This is a genomic window from Enterobacter sp. JUb54, from assembly GCF_014298075.1.
Classification (GTDB): Bacteria; Pseudomonadota; Gammaproteobacteria; order Enterobacterales; family Enterobacteriaceae; genus Klebsiella; species Klebsiella lignicola.
On sequence record NZ_CP060418.1, the window covers coordinates 3,925,306 to 3,944,838 of the forward strand.

General features: G+C 52.6%; 15 protein-coding genes. 5 read left to right on the forward strand and 10 right to left on the reverse strand.

Features of this window, described 5'->3' with window-relative positions; translation table 11 throughout:
* Positions 1–11: 11 nt before the first annotated feature.
* The 7 genes from dtd to typA all read right to left on the reverse strand — a co-directional run bounded on the left by dtd (position 12) and on the right by typA (position 7,275).
* Positions 12–449, reverse strand: a complete 438-nt coding sequence (gene dtd, locus HF679_RS18090; protein ID WP_187042268.1) for a D-aminoacyl-tRNA deacylase — start codon at positions 447–449, stop codon at positions 12–14.
* 2 nt (positions 450–451) lie between these two features.
* Entirely contained in the window at positions 452–1,306 is an 855-nt protein-coding gene (locus tag HF679_RS18095) for a virulence factor BrkB family protein (RefSeq protein ID WP_187042269.1), read from the reverse strand.
* Between the two features lie 2 nt (positions 1,307–1,308).
* On the reverse strand, positions 1,309–1,899 hold the full coding sequence (gene yihX / locus HF679_RS18100; protein WP_041143389.1) for a glucose-1-phosphatase: 591 nt from the start codon (positions 1,897–1,899) through the stop codon (positions 1,309–1,311).
* 138 nt (positions 1,900–2,037) lie between these two features.
* Entirely contained in the window at positions 2,038–3,306 is a 1,269-nt protein-coding gene (locus HF679_RS18105; RefSeq protein WP_123758051.1) for an MFS transporter, read from the reverse strand.
* A gap of 230 nt (positions 3,307–3,536) precedes the next feature.
* Positions 3,537–4,514, reverse strand: coding sequence for a sugar phosphate isomerase/epimerase family protein (locus HF679_RS18110; protein ID WP_187043065.1), 978 nt, complete (start codon positions 4,512–4,514; stop codon positions 3,537–3,539).
* Positions 4,515–4,521: 7 nt separating this feature from the next.
* Positions 4,522–5,232 (reverse strand): GntR family transcriptional regulator, encoded by a 711-nt coding sequence (locus HF679_RS18115; protein ID WP_187043066.1) that lies wholly within the window; start codon positions 5,230–5,232, stop codon positions 4,522–4,524.
* Positions 5,233–5,451: 219 nt separating this feature from the next.
* A complete protein-coding gene (gene typA / locus HF679_RS18120; protein ID WP_123758054.1) occupies positions 5,452–7,275 on the reverse strand; it encodes a ribosome-dependent GTPase TypA in 1,824 nt (607 codons plus the stop codon).
* A gap of 379 nt (positions 7,276–7,654) precedes the next feature.
* On the opposite strand from typA, the gene glnA reads away from it, so the two are divergent.
* From glnA to glnG, 3 genes are all read left to right on the forward strand, one after another.
* A complete protein-coding gene (gene glnA / locus HF679_RS18125; RefSeq protein ID WP_123710481.1) occupies positions 7,655–9,064 on the forward strand; it encodes a glutamate--ammonia ligase in 1,410 nt (469 codons plus the stop codon).
* Between the two features lie 187 nt (positions 9,065–9,251).
* On the forward strand, positions 9,252–10,301 hold the full coding sequence (gene glnL, locus HF679_RS18130) for a nitrogen regulation protein NR(II) (protein WP_123758055.1): 1,050 nt from the start codon (positions 9,252–9,254) through the stop codon (positions 10,299–10,301).
* An 8-nt stretch (positions 10,302–10,309) separates the two neighbouring features.
* Complete coding sequence (gene glnG, locus HF679_RS18135; RefSeq protein WP_187042270.1) at positions 10,310–11,719, forward strand: nitrogen regulation protein NR(I); 1,410 nt, start codon at positions 10,310–10,312, stop codon at positions 11,717–11,719.
* A 43-nt stretch (positions 11,720–11,762) separates the two neighbouring features.
* Here the strand turns inward: glnG and hemN are convergent, their stop codons facing one another.
* Both hemN and yihI read right to left on the reverse strand, forming a co-directional pair.
* A complete protein-coding gene (gene hemN / locus HF679_RS18140) occupies positions 11,763–13,136 on the reverse strand; it encodes an oxygen-independent coproporphyrinogen III oxidase (RefSeq protein ID WP_187042271.1) in 1,374 nt (457 codons plus the stop codon).
* Positions 13,137–13,324: 188 nt separating this feature from the next.
* Complete coding sequence (gene yihI, locus HF679_RS18145; RefSeq protein ID WP_123758059.1) at positions 13,325–13,831, reverse strand: Der GTPase-activating protein YihI; 507 nt, start codon at positions 13,829–13,831, stop codon at positions 13,325–13,327.
* A gap of 584 nt (positions 13,832–14,415) precedes the next feature.
* On the opposite strand from yihI, the gene yihA reads away from it, so the two are divergent.
* The gene (gene yihA, locus HF679_RS18150) at positions 14,416–15,048 is read left to right on the forward strand and encodes a ribosome biogenesis GTP-binding protein YihA/YsxC (protein ID WP_123758060.1); all 633 of its coding nucleotides are present in this window, start codon (positions 14,416–14,418) and stop codon (positions 15,046–15,048) included.
* A 347-nt stretch (positions 15,049–15,395) separates the two neighbouring features.
* Here yihA and polA read toward each other — a convergent pair whose 3' ends face one another.
* Positions 15,396–18,188 carry a DNA polymerase I gene (gene polA, locus HF679_RS18155; RefSeq protein WP_123758061.1) on the reverse strand — a complete coding sequence of 931 codons (2,793 nt, stop codon included), beginning with the start codon at positions 18,186–18,188 and terminating at the stop codon, positions 15,396–15,398.
* 396 nt (positions 18,189–18,584) lie between these two features.
* Here polA and HF679_RS18160 point away from each other — a divergent pair, with 396 nt between their 5' ends.
* Entirely contained in the window at positions 18,585–19,493 is a 909-nt protein-coding gene (locus tag HF679_RS18160) for an acyltransferase (protein ID WP_123758062.1), read from the forward strand.
* Positions 19,494–19,533 lie beyond the last annotated feature (40 nt).

The window sequence follows — 19,533 nt, forward strand, 5'->3', positions numbered from 1 at the left end:
TGGAAGCTGGCTCATACCTGCAACCAGAAGGTCACAGGACCATCATTAACCAAAGAGACCTGCATATCCGCAGCGAATCTCCCGGTCTGTGTGTTCATCTCCTGCTGACGGCAGCGTGCGACAAAATAGTCATACAACGCTTCCGCTCTGTCAGGGGCGGCACCTCTTGAAAAGCCAGGACGCATGCCGCGATCGGTATCTGCCGCCAGCGTGAACTGCGACACCACCAGTACGCTGCCGCCGGACTGCTGAACGTTGAGGTTCATTTTCCCGTCAGCATCGCTGAAAATACGATAGCCCAGCACGCGCTCGCACAGGCGATTCGCTTTCTGCTCATCATCGTCTTTCTCGACGCCCAATAACACCAGAAGCCCCGGGCCGATTTCACCCGTCACTTCACCCTCCACGGTTACGCTTGCACGGGTCACGCGCTGAATTAATGCAATCATCGTTATTCTGTTTCTTCTTTTTTAAGTTTGCGGTATTCCTCGAGAGTGACAGTAATTTCTGCCCCAAGCAAGACGATACACCACGTCCAGTACACCCAGACAAACAAAATCGGCACCACCGCTATCACACCATAAATCAGCTGGTACGACGGAAACGCCGTGATATACAGGGCGAAGGCTTTTTTACCCGCCTCAAACAAGAGCGCCGCCACCAGCGATCCCACCAGCGCATCGCGGGTGCGAACCCGGGTCGTCGGGACAATGCTGTAAAGCAGCCAGAATGCCGCCCAGGATAAAATCAACGGGAAGATCCGTAGCACATCATCAATCACGCTGTTCAGGTCGCTCGCCCAGCGTAGCGACAGCAGATAAGAGCTGATCGCCAGGCTCGCCCCTGCCAGCAGCGGCCCCAGGGTCAGGATCATCCAGTAAACCGCAAAAGAGTAAATCTTTGGCCGGGTACGGGCGCTGCGCCAGATAGTATTCAGCGCGCTATCGATCGAGTACATCAGCAGCAACGAAGTGACAATCAGCCCGAAAGCCCCGACCGCCGTCATCCGGCTGGAGTTTGCGACAAACTGCTCGATATAGCCCTGGATGACATCCCCCGTCGCCGGGATGAAGTTGGCAAAGATAAAGTGGCGAATCTGTCCGCTCACCTCGGAAAACATGGGAAATGCCGAGAACAACGCGAAGACGACGGCAATCAGCGGCACCAGCGCGAGTAACGACACGTAGGCAAGATTCCCTGCCAGCGTCGTCATATTGTCTTCATCAATCCGGTGCCACAGCAGCTTTAGCCAGGCCAGTAGCGGACGGCAGCGACGCTTTGCTTTTTGATGAACGGTTTTTAACATAATCATTGCGCAAAGTAGTCGGGGATAGTCTCCTTTCCGGTCACCAAAATGCTGGTTATTCCCAGCCGGTTCGCGCCGGCGATATTCTCGGCATTATCGTCAAAGAAGACCGTATCGGCAGCGGAAAATCCCTCCTGCTGCAGAACGCTTTGGTAGATGCGCTCCTCGGGCTTACGCATCCCCATCTCCTGCGAAAGATAAATACGGTCGGCCGCGGCGCGCACCTGCGGATATTCATCTGGCCAGAAAGTGGTATGCAGGCGGTTGGTATTCGATAGCACGACGACGCGGTGTCCCTGCTCGCGTAGCTTGTGCATAATCGCGATGACCTCCGGGCGCAGCGCGACAAATACGGCCTGCCAGCCGTGGGAAAACTGCTCATAGCTCAGCGCCATATTCATCTCATGACACATCGCTTCAGCGAAGGCTTCGTCGCTGATTTCACCGCGCTCGTGCTGGCGAAACGCCTCACCCATGGTGAAGTGCTGCTTCAGCGTCGCCAGCGGAATGCGGCTTAAATCACTCCACGTCCCGAGTACCCGGTTGAAGTCGATGTCGACAATCACATTACCTAAATCAAAGATATAGAGCATTTTTGTCTCCTTCCGCACCCTGGATGTTTAACTGTAGCGGGAAAGGAGAGGTTTGACTATGGGGGGAATATCAGGAGAGCCATCAGGCCGCAGAGTCTCGCGACCTGATGACGTCAGGGAGTGTTGACGGGCCGGGCGTTATGCCTCTGCCGCCTCTAACGCACGTTTTCTTTGGCTAATGCGTTTCACCAGTAACACCGAGACTACGGCGCCGCAGAAGGCGAAACAGGCCATGATACCGAAGACAATTTTATACCCCAGGATCCCTGGGTTGAGGTCGAGGATATAGCCGTACAGGCTAAAGCAGAACATGGCAGGGGCATAACCGATAAAACTGCCCAACGCCATGGCGGCACCGGTCTGGCTTTCCGCGATCTTAGCTTCACCAATTGGCGCAAAGAAGACCGCACGCTGGGTAAAGACGATGGCCCCAAAACCTAAGGTGCAGGCCATACCCAGATAAACCGGCATGCTTTCATGAGGAAGCAGAATCAAGACCACCAGCGCAGCCGTGCTGATAAAGAAGGTGTAGCACAGGTATTTACTTGGCGACTTCAGTATCTTATCGGAGATCATCCCGCCAACCGGGCCACCGATCATCTTCAGGCAATACTGGTTAATAATGCCGTAAGCCCCGACCAGCGCCACCGGCAGAAGGTAGATGTTTTTCAGGAACGGAATAAAGAATGTCAGCCCGCAGTAGACGGCGTAAACAAAAAAGACGTTAAAGGCAATCAGCCAGATGGTTTTGTCTTTCAGTACGGAAGAGATGCTGGTGTTTTTCTTATCTGACGGCTCACTGTCAACGGCTGCGACTTTGACTTCGTCGTCGTCCTGATTCAGCACGAAGAAGATAATCACCCCGACGCTGATGACGATGATGGAATAAAACCAGATCCCCGCTTTAAAGCCTAACAGGCCGCTGCCGAACCAGGCAAAAACCGCCAGCGCAGAGAACGCGACGATGGTATCGACAATGCCGCGCCCTGTTTCAAAGAAGCCAAATAACCGCCCCTGCTGTTCACTATTCCCCAGGCGGCTGACGGATTTTAATAGCACCGGCCAGTTCATCATGTCGCAGGTGACACCAAACAGCGCCCAGACAAAAAGTATGCCCCAGTACCCCGGCATGGTTGTCAGGTAGATACCTAACAGGCCGGTGGCAATAAGCGAAAAAGACATGGTGTACTTACGCGGCAACTTATCGGCAAAATAAATGGAAAGAAAGAAACCAACAGTAGTGACAAAAGAGTTCACGGACATGGCATTCCCGATTTGACCATTGGTCAAATGGAAATATTCCTGCATCGGTATATAGAACGCATCTTTTAGCGAGGGCAGTTTATAAATCGTCCCGCCACAAAGGGTTAATAAGCTAAAAAGTGCCCATTTCTTTTTTGTGAGCATATGATCCCCTAATGATTTTAAAATCATTTAGTTTTAAAAGAAAAATACCCTAAATAATTCGAGTTGCATGCATGCGGCGACGCAGTGAATCCCCAGGAGCTTACATAAGTAAGTGACTGGGGTGAGCGAGGACAGCCAACGCTCATGCAACTTAAAGTATGACGGGTATAGAACCCTGGCCACACTGGAGAGTGGCATAGTGAAAAAATTAAAATCAGATACTGAAATAATTAGCTAAGAAGGTGGCTGGCCTCACTTTTTATTTGCTGGAGGGTGGTTCGGACAAAATCTAACTGCCGAATAGCATCCGCTTTCTCTTTCACTAAGCGCGCTTCCAGCAGAGCGGCGTCAGGTAAAGGGGTTTCACTCATTTCGCGCCATGGGATCCACGGGTTGTCGCCTTCATCAGCAAAGCGGAATGCCGGGGCATAGTAGTCCACCTCTTCTTCCAGGCCATAAGCCATCACCTGAGGCTGCTCATCACCCAGACAAATCAGCCGGGTCAGCAGATCTTTGAACGGCATATCCCCTTGCCCGGAGCTACAGGCCTGATGTCCGAGGCCATTATCCTCATTGATAATTAAGGCATCTTTAATATGCACCTGAGTAATAAATGGTGACATCGTCTCGAGGGCAGTCAGCGGATGCTCGTTGGCGTTAATCATATTGGCAAAATCAAACAGCAGAGAAAGAGAAGGCATCTCGCTTTGTTCAACCAGCGCCACCAGCTCGTGACTTTTCAAATCTTCATGTTGTTCGAGCGTAAACGTCAGACCGCTGTCCTGATAACGTTCCTTAATATACTGAATATCAAGATTAATTTTTGGCAGAACGTCCTGCAAATGACCTTCATAACGAGGATAAAAGCGAACAGAGGTCGCGCCGGTTTTTAATGCGATGCGGGTAGCATGGTCGATAGCCTGTTGATCTGAGGCGCTGGTTTCTATATGCACATCAAGCTGTAATTGTTTTGCTTTTTCCGCAAATCCGGCAAGTTCGATATCATTCATATTACCGAGAGAACGCGTTTCACCATCGAGAACATGAATTTTCACGCCTCGCAGATGATTCTCATGCGCAATATCTAATAAGTCACCAGGCAATATCCGTTCAAGGCGCATATTAAAATGGTATGCATAGGCGTGAAGATAAAGTGGAAGGTTATCTACACGAGCGAGGATTTTTTCTGCATCGTATTTCGTTAGCATAAGACACCTACAAGTTAATAAAGAGGTCGACTGCCTCAAACCGCCAATATTCAATATCGATCTGAATGATATTGCCATTACTGTCAGCCCGGTGTTTCTCAATAAGAATGGCAGGCATGCCCGAGGAGCCGCCAATAAATTTACCAATATCACCAGACATTCTGACCGGTTTAAACACCAGTTTTTTCGTTACGACGTCCTTTTGGTACTCATTTTTCCAGACCGAGGAGAAAGACTGATTATCAAGTTGTTCAATAAACCCGGGGGCGACATTGGGGTTAATAAACGTCTCATGATAAAATACTTTATGTCCTTCCAGGGCACCCCACCCGGTAATGAGATACAGCTCATCCGACGGCGTTGTTGCGAGAAGCGGCCGTGCGACATCGGGATAGCTGGCGGTGCGACTTTTGGCAATAAACCCCCAGGAAGGCTCCCTGCCCTGTTCCAGCGCCGCACGCTGGAAGCTGGCCGATAGCTCCGGGCTGTAGTTAAAACGCGGCTGGGTGACAAACCATCCCTTGCGGTCTTTACGGAAAATCCGCGATTCCGCTTCCAGGTTTAAGAGCGCCTGACGCAAGGTCATACGCTTAATGCCCAGCAGTTCCCCGAGCTCTCTTTCAGAAGGAAGTTTACCGCCCGGAGCCGTGATCCCTTCCCTCAACCAGTGGTCTAATTTTTCTTTCGCATTTTCGACGGTTGATTGATTCATCGTTATTGTTTAGCCCATTTGGTTTAAACCAGATGATGAATCTTACTCTTACGCGCAAAAAAATAGCAATATCTACATTATTCTTTGGGGATAATTGTGACCGGCCTCTCCTCGCTAAAGGAGCGATTGTCCGTTGATGTGAGTGGTGACGGGGGATAGCAGGACTTCAGGGCAAAAAAAACCCCGCCGTAAGGGCGGGGTTCTGGCATCGACAAGAAGCGAAAATTAGTCTTCTTTCGAACCGCGCATTGCGCGTTTACGATCGTTCTCGGTCAGATGACGCTTACGAATACGTACAGAGGTCGGCGTCACTTCTACCAGTTCGTCGTCATCGATGAACTCCAGAGCCTGCTCCAGGGTCATTTTCTGCGCCGGAACCAAGGTGGTCGCTTCATCGGTACCTGACGCACGCATGTTGGTCAGTTTCTTACCGGTCAGGCAGTTTACTGTCAGGTCGTTAGAACGGCTGTGAATACCGATGATCTGGCCTTCATAGACTTCCGCACCGTGACCCAGGAACAGCTTACCGCGGTCCTGCAGGCTGAACAGTGCGAAGGCAACTGCTTTACCCTGACCGTTGGAGATCAGAACGCCGTTCTGGCGCTGGCCAACATCACCCGCACGAACATCATCGTAGTGGCTGAAGGTGGAGTACAGCAGACCAGTACCGGAGGTCATGGTCATGAACTCAGAACGGAAGCCGATCAGGCCACGGCTTGGGATCACGTAGTCGAGACGTACGCGGCCTTTGCCATCTGGATTCATGTTTTTCAGGTCGCCTTTACGCTCACCCAGAGCCTGCATGACAGAACCCTGATGCTGCTCTTCAACGTCCAGCGTTACGTTTTCGAACGGCTCTTGTTTACGGCCGTCGATTTCGCGGAAGATAACTTTCGGACGGGAAACCGCCATCTCGAAACCTTCACGACGCATGTTTTCGATCAGAACAGACAGGTGCAGCTCGCCACGACCAGAAACGCGGAATGCGTCAGCATCCGGAGTTTCTTCAACACGCAGCGCTACGTTGTGCACCAGCTCTTTGTTCAGGCGGTCAAGAATCTGACGAGAGGTAACGTACTTACCTTCTTTGCCACAGAACGGAGAGGTGTTAACGCAGAAGAACATGGAAACGGTCGGCTCATCAACTGACAGCGCCGGCAGCGCTTCAACATTCTGCGGATCGCAGATGGTGTCAGAGATGTTCAGCTCGCCCAGACCGGTGATCGCGATGATATCGCCAGCTTCAGCAACATCGCTCTCGATACGTTCCAGACCCAGGTGAGTCAGGACTTTACCGACTTTACCGTTACGGGTTTTGCCTTCGCTATCAACGATAGTGATCTGCTGGTTCGGCTTCACTTTACCGCGTTTGATGCGGCCGATGCCGATGACGCCAACGTAGTTGTTGTAGTCCAGCTGGGAGATTTGCATCTGCAGCGGGCCATCCAGGTCTACGTTTGGTGCCGCAACACGATCGACGATGGTCTGATACAGCGGAGTCATATCGTCAGCCATATCTTCGTGATCCAGACCCGCGATACCGTTCAGCGCAGAAGCGTAAACGATCGGGAAGTCCAGCTGCTCATCAGTCGCATCAAGGTTAACGAACAGGTCAAATACCTGATCGACGACCCAGTCAGGGCGTGCGCCCGGACGGTCAACCTTGTTGATGACCACGATTGGCTTCAGACCATGAGCAAATGCCTTCTTGGTTACGAAGCGCGTCTGCGGCATCGGGCCATCCATTGCGTCAACGACCAGCAGCACGGAATCAACCATGGACATGACACGTTCAACTTCACCTCCGAAGTCGGCGTGCCCTGGGGTATCAACGATGTTGATACGATAGTCGTTCCATTTGATAGCGGTGTTTTTAGCGAGGATGGTAATCCCACGCTCTTTCTCCAAATCGTTGGAGTCCATCACTCGCTCTTGAGTTTCGGCACGAGCATCAAACGTACCGGATTGCTGCAGCAGCTTATCAACCAGGGTAGTTTTACCATGGTCAACGTGCGCGATGATGGCGATATTACGCAAATTTTCGATCACAACTTTGCCTCAGGCATTTAGAAATAGCGCGTTATTGTACACGGATTAATCGCAGTACAAAACAGGATCACAAACATCCTCCACAAACAAGTATTGCAGAGTTTCTTTGTGATCGCTTTCACGACGCGTTAAAAGGGTTTTTATAGGTGATTTGCACCAAATTGGTGCCCAATGTTCACACAATTGCACTATATTAGTGCAATGCATTCATAATGGTGCAGCCCTTTTGCACGATGGAGTGCATGATAACGCCTTTTGGGGGCAATTTAAAAGTTGGCACAGATTTCGCTTTATATTTTTTAAGGCAACAACGCCACTTTACGTAGCAAAAAAGTTTTCGTTACCACGACGACAATGACCAATCCGGGAGAGTTTAAGTATGTCCGCTGAACACGTTTTGACGATGCTGAACGAGCATGAAGTGAAGTTTGTCGATCTGCGCTTCACCGATACCAAAGGTAAAGAACAGCACGTCACAATTCCTTCTCATCAGGTGAATGCCGAATTCTTCGAAGAAGGCAAAATGTTTGATGGCTCCTCGATTGGTGGCTGGAAAGGTATTAACGAATCAGACATGGTTCTGATGCCGGATGCGACCACTGCGCTGATCGACCCGTTCTATGAAGAACCGACTCTGATCATCCGCTGCGACATCCTGGAACCAGGCACCCTGCAGGGCTATGACCGTGACCCGCGCTCCATCGCCAAACGTGCGGAAGAGTATCTGCGCTCTACCGGTCTGGCGGACACCGTACTGTTCGGGCCAGAACCAGAGTTCTTCCTGTTTGACGACATCCGTTTCGGCGCGTCCATCTCCGGTTCCCACGTTGCTATCGATGATATCGAAGGTGCATGGAACTCTTCCACCAAATACGAAGGTGGTAACAAAGGTCACCGTCCTGGCGTGAAAGGCGGTTACTTCCCGGTTCCGCCGGTAGACTCCTCACAGGATATCCGTTCTACCATGTGTATGATCATGGAAGAAATGGGCCTGGTTGTTGAAGCTCACCACCACGAAGTAGCGACCGCAGGTCAGAACGAAATCGCTACCCGCTTCAACACCATGACCAAAAAAGCGGACGAAATTCAGATTTACAAATATGTGGTACACAACGTTGCTCACCGCTTCGGCAAAACCGCAACCTTCATGCCAAAACCGATGTTTGGCGATAACGGTTCCGGTATGCACTGCCACATGTCTCTGTCCAAGAACGGCGTAAACCTGTTCTCTGGCGACAAATATGCTGGTCTGTCTGAGCAAGCGCTGTTCTACATCGGCGGTGTTATCAAACACGCTAAAGCGATCAACGCCCTGGCAAACCCGACCACCAACTCCTACAAGCGTCTGGTCCCGGGTTATGAAGCACCGGTTATGCTGGCTTACTCTGCCCGTAACCGTTCTGCCTCTATCCGTATTCCGGTAGTAACCTCTCCGAAAGCACGCCGCATTGAAGTGCGCTTCCCGGACCCGGCTGCTAACCCGTACCTGTGCTTCGCAGCGCTGCTGATGGCTGGTCTTGACGGTATCAAGAACAAAATCCATCCGGGCGAAGCCATGGACAAAAACCTGTACGATCTGCCGCCGGAAGAAGCGAAAGAGATCCCACAGGTTGCAGGCTCTCTGGAAGAAGCACTGAACGCGCTGGACGCGGACCGTGAGTTCCTGACTGCTGGCGGTGTATTCACCAACGACGCGATCGATGCTTACATCGCTCTGCGTATTGAAGAGAACGACCGTGTACGTATGACTCCGCACCCGGTTGAGTTCGAGCTGTACTACAGCGTCTAATTTTGCTGTAAATCCTGGGTATGCCATGTTGTGGCGTGGCATATCAAGGGTATTTTGTTGCCGTGGAAACTTTCAGCCCATCTCAGGATGGGCTTTTTTCTCCACCAACATGCTGATCTCATGCGCTTTTTATCCATAAAAAGCTATACTGCACTATAACAGTGCACTCATTTCAGGAGACTGTCAGATGGCAACAGGCACTCAGCCCGATGCTGGGCAGATCCTTAACTCTTTAATCAACAGTATTTTATTGGTCGATAACGACCTGGCGGTGCATTACGCGAACCCGGCAGCACAGCAGCTTCTGGCGCAAAGTTCTCGTAAGCTCTTCGGCACGCCACTCCCGGAACTGTTGAGCTATTTTTCCCTGAATATTGGCCTGATGCAGGAAAGCCTGCTCGCCGGTCAGGGGTTTACCGATAACGAAGTCACGCTGGTTATCGATAGTCGCTCCCATATCCTGTCTCTGACGGCACAGCGTCTGCCTGATGGCTTTATTCTGCTAGAGATGGCGCCGATGGATAATCAGCGTCGCCTGAGCCAGGAGCAGCTGCAGCACGCTCAGCAAATCGCCGCACGGGATTTGGTTCGCGGGCTGGCACATGAGATTAAAAATCCGTTAGGTGGCCTGCGAGGTGCCGCGCAATTGCTGAGTAAAGCATTGCCTGACCCGGCGCTGATGGAATACACCAACGTGATCATTGAACAGGCCGACCGCTTAAGAAATCTGGTCGATCGCCTGCTGGGGCCGCAACACCCGGGGATGCACGTCACTGAAAGCATCCACAAGGTCGCGGAGCGGGTCGTGAAGCTGGTCTCCATGGAGCTGCCGGATAACGTCAAACTTATCCGTGATTACGACCCTAGCCTGCCGGAACTGCCGCACGACCCCGACCAAATTGAACAGGTACTGCTGAATATCGTGCGCAATGCGCTGCAGGCTCTGGGGCCAGAAGGGGGCGAAATTACCTTGCGTACCCGTACCGCCTTCCAGCTGACCCTGCACGGTGTACGTTACCGCCTGACGGCGCGTATTGATGTCGAAGATAACGGTCCGGGCATCCCGCCCCAGCTGCAGGATACGCTGTTTTATCCGATGGTCAGCGGGCGCGAAGGCGGTACCGGCCTGGGGCTCTCCATTGCCCGCAGTCTTATCGATCAGCACTCCGGAAAAATTGAATTTACCAGCTGGCCGGGACATACCGAATTCTCGGTATACCTGCCGATTCGGAAATAGAGGTGTTTATGCAACGAGGGATAGCCTGGATCGTTGATGACGATAGCTCCATCCGTTGGGTGCTTGAACGCGCGCTAACCGGAGCAGGCTTAAGCTGTACAACATTTGAAAGTGGCAACGAGGTGCTTGACGCCCTTACCACCAAAACGCCGGACGTCCTGTTATCTGATATTCGGATGCCGGGAATGGACGGTCTGGCGCTTCTGAAGCAAATTAAACAGCGTCACCCGATGCTCCCGGTCATCATAATGACCGCGCATTCGGATCTCGACGCGGCGGTCAGCGCCTATCAGCAAGGCGCCTTTGATTACCTGCCAAAGCCGTTTGATATTGATGAAGCGGTCGCGCTGGTTGACCGGGCGATCAGCCACTATCAGGAGCAGCAGCAGCCGCGCAATATTACGATCACCAGCCCGACGGCCGATATCATCGGTGAAGCGCCGGCGATGCAGGACGTCTTCCGCATCATCGGGCGTCTGTCGCGTTCCTCAATCAGCGTGTTGATCAACGGCGAGTCCGGGACCGGTAAAGAGCTGGTTGCGCATGCGTTGCATCGCCACAGCCCGCGCTCAAAAGCACCGTTTATCGCGCTGAATATGGCGGCGATTCCAAAAGACCTGATCGAATCCGAACTCTTTGGTCACGAGAAAGGGGCTTTTACCGGCGCCAACACCGTGCGTCAGGGGCGTTTTGAGCAGGCCGACGGCGGGACGCTTTTCCTTGATGAAATCGGCGACATGCCGCTGGATGTGCAGACGCGCCTGTTGCGTGTTCTGGCCGATGGTCAGTTCTATCGCGTTGGTGGCTATGCGCCGGTGAAAGTGGATGTGCGCATTATTGCCGCCACCCACCAGAACCTTGAGCAGCGCGTACAGGAGGGAAAGTTCCGTGAGGACCTGTTCCACCGCCTGAACGTGATTCGCGTGCATCTCCCGCCGCTGCGCGAGCGTCGCGAGGATATTCCACGGCTGGCGCGGCATTTCCTGCAAATTGCCGCCCGGGAGCTGGGCGTCGAAGCCAAACAGCTGCATCCGGAAACGGAAACCGCGCTGACTCGTCTGGCCTGGCCCGGCAACGTGCGGCAGCTGGAGAACACCTGCCGGTGGCTGACGGTCATGGCCGCGGGTCAGGAGGTGCTGACTCAGGATCTCCCCAGCGAGCTGTTTGAAACGTCGATTCCGGATAGCCCGCCCCATATGCAGCCGGATAGCTGGGCAACGCTGTTAGGGCAATGGGCCGACCGCGCGCTTCGCTCCGGTCATCAAAACCTGCTTTCAGAAGCACAGCCGGAAATGGAGCGCACGCTGCTGACCACCGCGCTGCGCCACACGCAAGGGCACAAGCAGGAAGCCGCTCGTCTGCTGGGATGGGGACGTAATACTCTGACACGCAAGCTGAAAGAGTTAGGCATGGAATAAAGGCCATCGGCCCCGGCAGACACCACGTCTGCCGGGGCCGCGTTTAAATCACCCGGGAGAACTGCTGCATCCGCGCTTTCTGGCGCAGATAGACATCAAAGCACATGCAAATGTTGCGAATCAGCAAGCGGCCTTTCGGCGTCACCTGAATCCCCTTCTCGCCAACATCCACCAGCCCGTCTTTTGCCAGCGGCGCCAGCAGGGCAAGATCTTCGGCGAAATAGTGCTGAAAATCGAGATCCCAGCGGGCTTCTATCGCCGAATAATCGAGGCTGAACTGGCAGATCAACGCTTTGATGACATCACGACGAATACCGTCATCGCGGGTCAGGGCGATGCCGCGCCAGAGTGCGTCTCCGCGTTCATCAACCTGTTGATAATAGAGCTTCAGCTCTTTTTGGTTCTGCGCGTAGGCGTCGCCAATCATGCTGATCGCCGATACCCCCAGACCCAGCAGGTCTGAATCCCCCTGGGTCGTGTAACCCTGGAAGTTGCGGTGCAATACGCCTTCACGCTGGGCCACCGCCAGCTCATCATCCGGACGCGCGAAGTGATCCATCCCGATAAACTGATAACCGGCCGCGGTGAGCGACACGATGGTCTCCTGCAGGATATCCAGCTTCTGCTCCGCGGAAGGCAGGTCGGCATCTTTGATTTTACGTTGGGCGGCGAACAGCGTCGGCAGATGCGCATAGTTAAAGACGCTCAGGCGATCGGGGTTAAGATCGGCCACTTTTTGCAGCGTAAAGGCGAAGCTCTCCGGCGTCTGTTTTGGCAGGCCGTAAATCAGGTCGATATTGGTCGACGTAAAGCCAATCTCACGCGCATGATTGAGCAAGGCAAAAATAAAGGCTTCATCCTGCTCACGATTGACCAGACGCTGAACCTCTTTGTTAAAGTCCTGCACCCCCATGCTCAGGCGATTGAATCCTTCAGATCGGAGATGATCCAGGACATCCAGTTCAATTTCGCGCGGATCGACTTCAATCGAGATCTCCGCATCGGCGTTAAAATTGAAATGGCTGCGCAGCAGGTGCATCAAACGGCTGATTTGCGCTTTATTCAGGTAGGTAGGGGTACCACCACCCCAGTGCAACTGGTTCACCTGACGCCCGCTAAAAAGCGGCGCACGATGAATAATCTCCTGCTCCAGGACGTCGAGATACTGGTCGGCTTTATGCTGCTGGCGGGTCACAATTTTATTGCAGCCGCAGAAATAGCACAGCTTGTGGCAAAACGGGATATGTACATACAGCGAAAGCGGGCGCTGCGGGTAGCGGGCCACCGCCTCGCCAAATTCAGCCGCGCCAAATTCAGGAGAAAACTCCAGTGCGGTGGGATACGAGGTATAACGCGGCCCGGAATAGTTATATTTCTGGATCAGGGCCAGATCCCAGTCGATTAACTGCTCAGACATGCTCACTCCTTCCGATGGTGCCGCCGACGGGTACGCCGCCCCGGCCCAACCATATCTCGGGTAATGAGCCGGTTGCGCAGCCATTTCTGACGCCGCGACAACCGTCGTAGTTTAGCGAATAACCACAGCAGATAACATATAACCAGAAGGGTTATAAGCAGGACCGGGAATCCGACTGAGTGCAAACGTTAGTTTCCACCCTTCAGCAAGCGCATCATATCTTCCTGACGCTCTTCTTCTTCTTCATCTTCGTCATCGTCGTAGGACAGGCCAAGCTGTTGCATCAGCTCATCAATACGATCGAGTTTGGCATCAACCCAGGTCTGCTCTTCAGCATTCAGGGAACCACCCTCTTCCAGACGTTCCAGCAGCGCGTCCAGGCGCTCATCATTTTCCAGCAAATCCAGCTCAGCCTGCGGTGAAAGCATAGGTTTCTCGCTCTTCGGTTTGTGCTGCTTAGTAGCCGGGGTACTTTCAGTGACGCCCAGCGGAATCGGTTTTTTACTTCCAATACGTGGATCTTGCTGTTGGCCCTGTTTTTTGCCAGATGAGGCGGTATCGCCGCCGGTTGCGCGACTCCCTGCGACGTGGCCACGATGTTTTTTCTGGCGCTTGCGGTCGCGGGCTTCCTGGTTCATTTCTTCACGGGTCTTGCGCTGCGTTTTGCCGCGGGGTGCAGATGTCGGTTTTTTCATGTCAGTAATCTTCAGATTCGTTTTCTTCAGTATAGAATTGAGGCGGAATCTAGCAGAAAGCAAGCAAAGAAAAAAGGCGACAGATTACACTGTCGCCTTTTTCCTCACTGACAACCCTTAACGGGTTTCCACTTTCCTTGTTAGCTAACGACACACCCTGTCTTTCCTTTAGCTAATAACAGTCCTTGTTACATCCCTTTCCTTATCAAAACGTCTCCAGACGTTTGTCATCCTGACGGTAATCCCTGGTCTTCGCCTCCTGGCGCTCCTGACAACTCATCCTGAGTGCATGTCCTGTCGGCTTCCTCGCCCTTGCCTGCTACTTTACCGTCTCAGGCAAATCCTACAACCACTGCTGATGAAAAAACGACAATTTCAGATTTATACACTTTCACAACAGCATGATTCTGAAAGATTTTGTGATGAACACACGAAAAATCTTCATCAATAACCCCTACACAGAATGGGCAATGTCTCACAAAGCGCATGGTTTTACTGACATCAGAGAGATGCGGTAAAAACGGTCTTTTTCTGCTGTTCAGGTATAATCCCCACCATAGCCTTATTTAACGGAGACGACAGTCTTGACCAACTGGAACTATCAACAAACGCATTTTGTCACCAGCGCACCCGATATCCGCCATCTTCCATCTGATACCGGTATCGAAGTTGCCTTTGCTGGTCGCTCAAATGCCGGCAAATCCAGCGCACTGAATACGCTCACTAACCAGAAAAGCCTGGCGCGTACTTCCAAGACGCCTGGCCGCACCCAGCTTATCAACCTGTTTGAAGTTGCTGAGGGCAAACGCCTGGTCGACCTTCCGGGGTACGGCTACGCGCAGGTGCCGGAAGAGATGAAGATCAAATGGCAGCGCGCGCTGGGTGAATACCTGGAGAAGCGTCTGTGCCTGAAAGGTCTGGTGGTGCTGATGGACATCCGTCATCCGCTGAAGGATCTCGATCAGCAAATGATTGAATGGGCAGTGGAAAGCGATATTCAGGTGCTGGTACTGCTGACAAAAGCCGATAAGCTCGCCAGCGGTGCACGTAAAGCTCAGGTGAATATGGTGCGTGAAGCGGTTCTCGCCTTTAATGGTGACGTGCAGGTGGAACCGTTCTCTTCCCTGAAGAAATCAGGCGTGGATAAACTGCGGCAGAAGCTCGATAGCTGGTTTAACGAAATCCCACCGCAGGAAGCGATCGAAGACGGCGAGTAATTCCTGCCTTTCCCCGGATAGCGGTGTCTGACACCTTATCCGGGCTGCATTTCCCGCCCGGGTAACACGCCAGAAATTTTCTTTCGCGCAATAAAAAACGCCCCGGTCATAAATGACCGGGGCGGCTAAAATATTCAGCCAAATCCGATTACGTGAAGTAAAAGGTCTGAAAGATAGAACATCTTACCTCTGTACCCTACGTCATTAACTCTACTCTTCTTTCGATGAGTGAGAAAGCACTTTTTGTAGTTTTTTTTCACTCTTTACATAGCAAATTCAAATGATCATCACAAAATACGATAAGTTATGTTGCTTACTTACAGAAAATCACCTTATCCGCTGAATACTTAGTGCGCTTGATCCCAGTTTTCACCGCTCCCCACTTCCACCAGCAACGGTACCGCCAGCGTGGTGCAGTTTTCCATCAGTTCATGGACCTTTTTCGCCACTACAGCAAGATCGTCTTTATGCACTTCAAAGACTAATTCATCGTGGACCTGCATGATCATCCGCACCCGCGGTTGCTCAGTCAGCAGCCACTCATCGACAGCGATCATGGCGCGCTTAATGATATCGGCAGCCGTTCCCTGCATCGGGGCATTGATCGCCGCACGTTCCGCTCCGGCCCGGCGGGCGCCATTGCTGGATTTGATGTCCGGAAGGTAAAGACGGCGGCCATCCAGAGTCTCAACATAACCCTGCTCTTTCGCCTGGGCGCGGGTGCGCTCCATGTAATCCAGCACGCCCGGATAACGTTCGAAGTAGAGGTCCATGTACTTTTGAGCCTCTTTACGCGGGATGTTGAGCTGGCGGGCGAGGCCAAATGCGCTCATGCCGTAGATCAAACCGAAGTTAATCGCCTTGGCGCTACGACGCTGCTCGCTGCTCACGCTGTCGAGCGGCAGGCCGAACACTTCTGCCGCAGTCGCCCGGTGGATATCTTTTCCTTCAGCGAAGGCCGTCAGCAGGCCTTTATCGCGCGACAGATGCGCCATAATGCGCAGCTCGATTTGCGAGTAGTCGGCAGAGACAATGAGGTAATCAGACGGCGCAATAAACGCCTGACGGATACGGCGCCCTTCCTCGTTACGTACCGGAATGTTCTGCAGGTTAGGATCGGTGGAAGATAAACGCCCGGTGGCGGTCACCGCCTGGTGATAAGAGGTATGCACACGCCCGGTCTTCGGGTTAATCATCAGCGGCAGCTTGTCGGTATAGGTCGACTTCAGCTTCGCCAGCCCACGGTATTCCAGAATAACCTTCGGCAGCGGGTAATCCAGCGCCAGCTCTTCCAGCACCTCTTCCGACGTCGAAGGTGCGCCACCCGGGGTTTTCTTCAGCGGCTTAATACCTTGTTTTTCAAACAAGATAGTTTGTAGCTGCTTAGGAGAAGAGAGGTTGAACTCTTCACCGGCGATCTCGTAGGCTTTTTGTTCCAGCTCGATCAGACGTTTGCCGATCTCCTGCGAGTGGGCATGCAGGACCGCCGGATCGATTTTAACGCCGTTACGCTCCACGCGGGACAACACCGGGACCAGCGGCATCTCAATCTGTTTAAAGATGTTCAGCGGCCCTTCATGCTGCTGCAGTTTCGGCCACATCTTCAGGTGCAGCTGCAAGGTCACGTCAGCATCTTCCGCCGCGTAGCGCCCCGCTTCTTCCAGTGCAATCTGGTTGAAGGTCAGCTGATTTTTACCTTTACCCGCAATTTCTTCAAAGGTAATGGTTTTGTGCTTCAGCCAGCGATCGGCGAGGCTGTCCATATCATGGCGACCGGCCACGCTATCAAGGATGTAAGACTCCAGCATGGTGTCAAACGCGATACCGCGCAGCTCGATGTCATAGTTCGCCAGAATCCCGCGGTCATATTTCAGGTTTTGCCCGACCTTCTGTAGTTTTTCATCTTCCAGCAGCGGTTTCAGCAGCTCCAGCACGCGCTCGCGGGGGATCTGATCCGGCGCATCCAGATAGTCGTGGGCTACCGGCACATAGGCCGCCAGGCCCGGTTCAATAGCAAATGACAAGCCAACCATATTGGCAGAGATGTTATCCAGGCTGTCCGTTTCCGTATCAAACGCAAACAGCGGGGCTTTCTTCAGCTTTGCGATCCACTCGGTCAGCGTCTGTTCATCCAGGATGGTGACGTAGTTGTCTGCGGACAGGGTCGATGCAACCTCAACCTCTTCTTCGGCCACGGCAGCCGGCTCAGCGTCTGCTGGTTTCGCCGAGGACTTCACGCCCTTGGTCGCCATCCATTTACCGGATTCAACATCGGTGATCCAGCGCTTAAATTCATATTTTTTGAACAGCGCCAGCAGCTCGTCCGCAGCCGGCGGCAGCACGTGCAGCTCTTCACAGCCCAGATCCAGCGCAACGTCGGTTTTAATGGTGGCCAGCTTATACGAGAGATAAGCCAGATCTTTGTTTTGCTCCAGCTTCGCCGCCATGGTTTTGGCGCCGCGGAAGGTCAGCCCGGCAATTTTATCTGGCTCAGCGTACAGCGTATCCAGCCCGCCCAGACCCTGCAGCAATGCCTGTGCCGTTTTCTCGCCCACGCCCGGAACGCCCGGAATGTTATCCGAGGAGTCGCCCATCAGCGCCAGGAAGTCGATAATCAGCTCAGGGGGAACGCCATATTTGGCCACGACTTCATCCGGACCAAGGATCGTATTGGTCATGGTGTTAATCAGGGTGATCCCCGGCGTCACCAGCTGCGCCATATCTTTATCACCGGTGCTGATCAGCACCGGACGGCCCACTTTTTCCGCTTCGCGCGCCAGCGTCCCGATCACATCGTCAGCCTCAACGCCAGGCACCGCCATCAAAGGCAGTCCCATCGCTTTTACCATAGTATGCAATGGTTCGATCTGCGCCCGCAGATCGTCCGGCATCGGCGGGCGGTGGGATTTGTAATCCTCAAACAGTTCATCACGGAAGGTTTTGCCTTTAGCATCAAAGACCACTACCGCATGGCTCGGCTGATACTGCAGGATCAGGCTGCGCAGCATATTGAGCACGCCATACATGGCGCCAGTCGGCTCTCCGGCGCTGTTGGTCAGCGGCGGGAAAGCGTGATATGCCCGGTAGAGATAAGAGGAGCCGTCGACGAGGATGAGAGGGTTTTCTGGGATCTGAACCATAATTTCCGTGCCTGTTTATCAGATTATCGGTAAAGGATGCCACAGACAGGCCTGAAAACCTGAATTATTCCCGCATTTCACCGAAAAGATTCGTTGATCCGGTCGATCGTGCGCCGATGATATCTGTGGATAACTTTGTGCATAGTTTTATAAGGATAGCTATCCAGCCTGAACAAAAATAGTGAAATAGACAAATATCACTTATTTATCAAAAGGTTAGTTATTACCTTTTGCGCTTAATATCATTCTGATGACTCAATGTTCCATGTGGATATAAGATCCGCCTTTTTTTCTGTTCTGGTAAGACCCGTCATTTGCCGCGTTTTCTGGTAAAATCAGCCTCTTGCACCATTTAATGGTGCTCTTTATCAGCCTAACTTTCTGAATAAACTAACTATGTCGAGATTACTCGCTGCGATAACGCTTCCGCTGAGTATCGCCCTTACTATCTTAGTCACCATTATCTGTTCCGTACCGATAATCATCGCCGGGCTGATTAAACTTCTTATACCTCTTCCCGTGGTATGGCGTGCGGTATCCCATTTTTGTAATTTCATGATGTACTGCTGGTGTGAAGGGTTAGCGCTGCTGCTTTACCTCAACCCCTGGCTGAAGTGGGATGTACAGGGCCTTGAAGGGCTGAACAAGAAAAACTGGTATCTGCTTATCAGCAATCATCATAGCTGGGCGGATATCGTGGTGCTTTGCGTGTTGTTCCGCAAACACATCCCAATGAATAAGTACTTTCTAAAGCAACAGCTGGCCTGGGTGCCTTTTATCGGGCTGGCCTGCTGGGCGCTGGATATGCCCTATATGCGACGGTACTCACGTGGCTATTTGATCCGCCATCCGGAGCGTCGCGGTAAAGATGTTGAAACGACTCGCCGATCCTGCGAGAAATTCCGTTCACACCCGACGACCATCGTGAATTTTGTCGAGGGTTCGCGTTTTACCGAAGAAAAGCAGCATCAGACCCGCTCGCCTTACCGCAACTTATTGCCGCCGAAGGCCGCAGGCATCGCGATGGCGCTGAACGTGCTCGGATCTCAGTTCGATAAGCTGTTAAACGTCACATTATGCTACCCGGAAAACAGCAAGAGACCGTTTTACGACATGCTGAGCGGTCGGCTGACGCGGATAGTGGTGCGCGTTAATTTAATTCCCGTGGCAGAGGAACTGCACGGTGACTATGTGAATGACAAGAACTTCAAACGTCGTTTTCAGCGTTGGTTGAATGTGCTGTGGGAAGAGAAAGATCGGCAGCTGACGGAAATCATGCAGCAGAAAGACAGAAACGTTCGTTAAGGTTGAAAACAAAAACGCCGGTCATTGACCGGCGTTATTT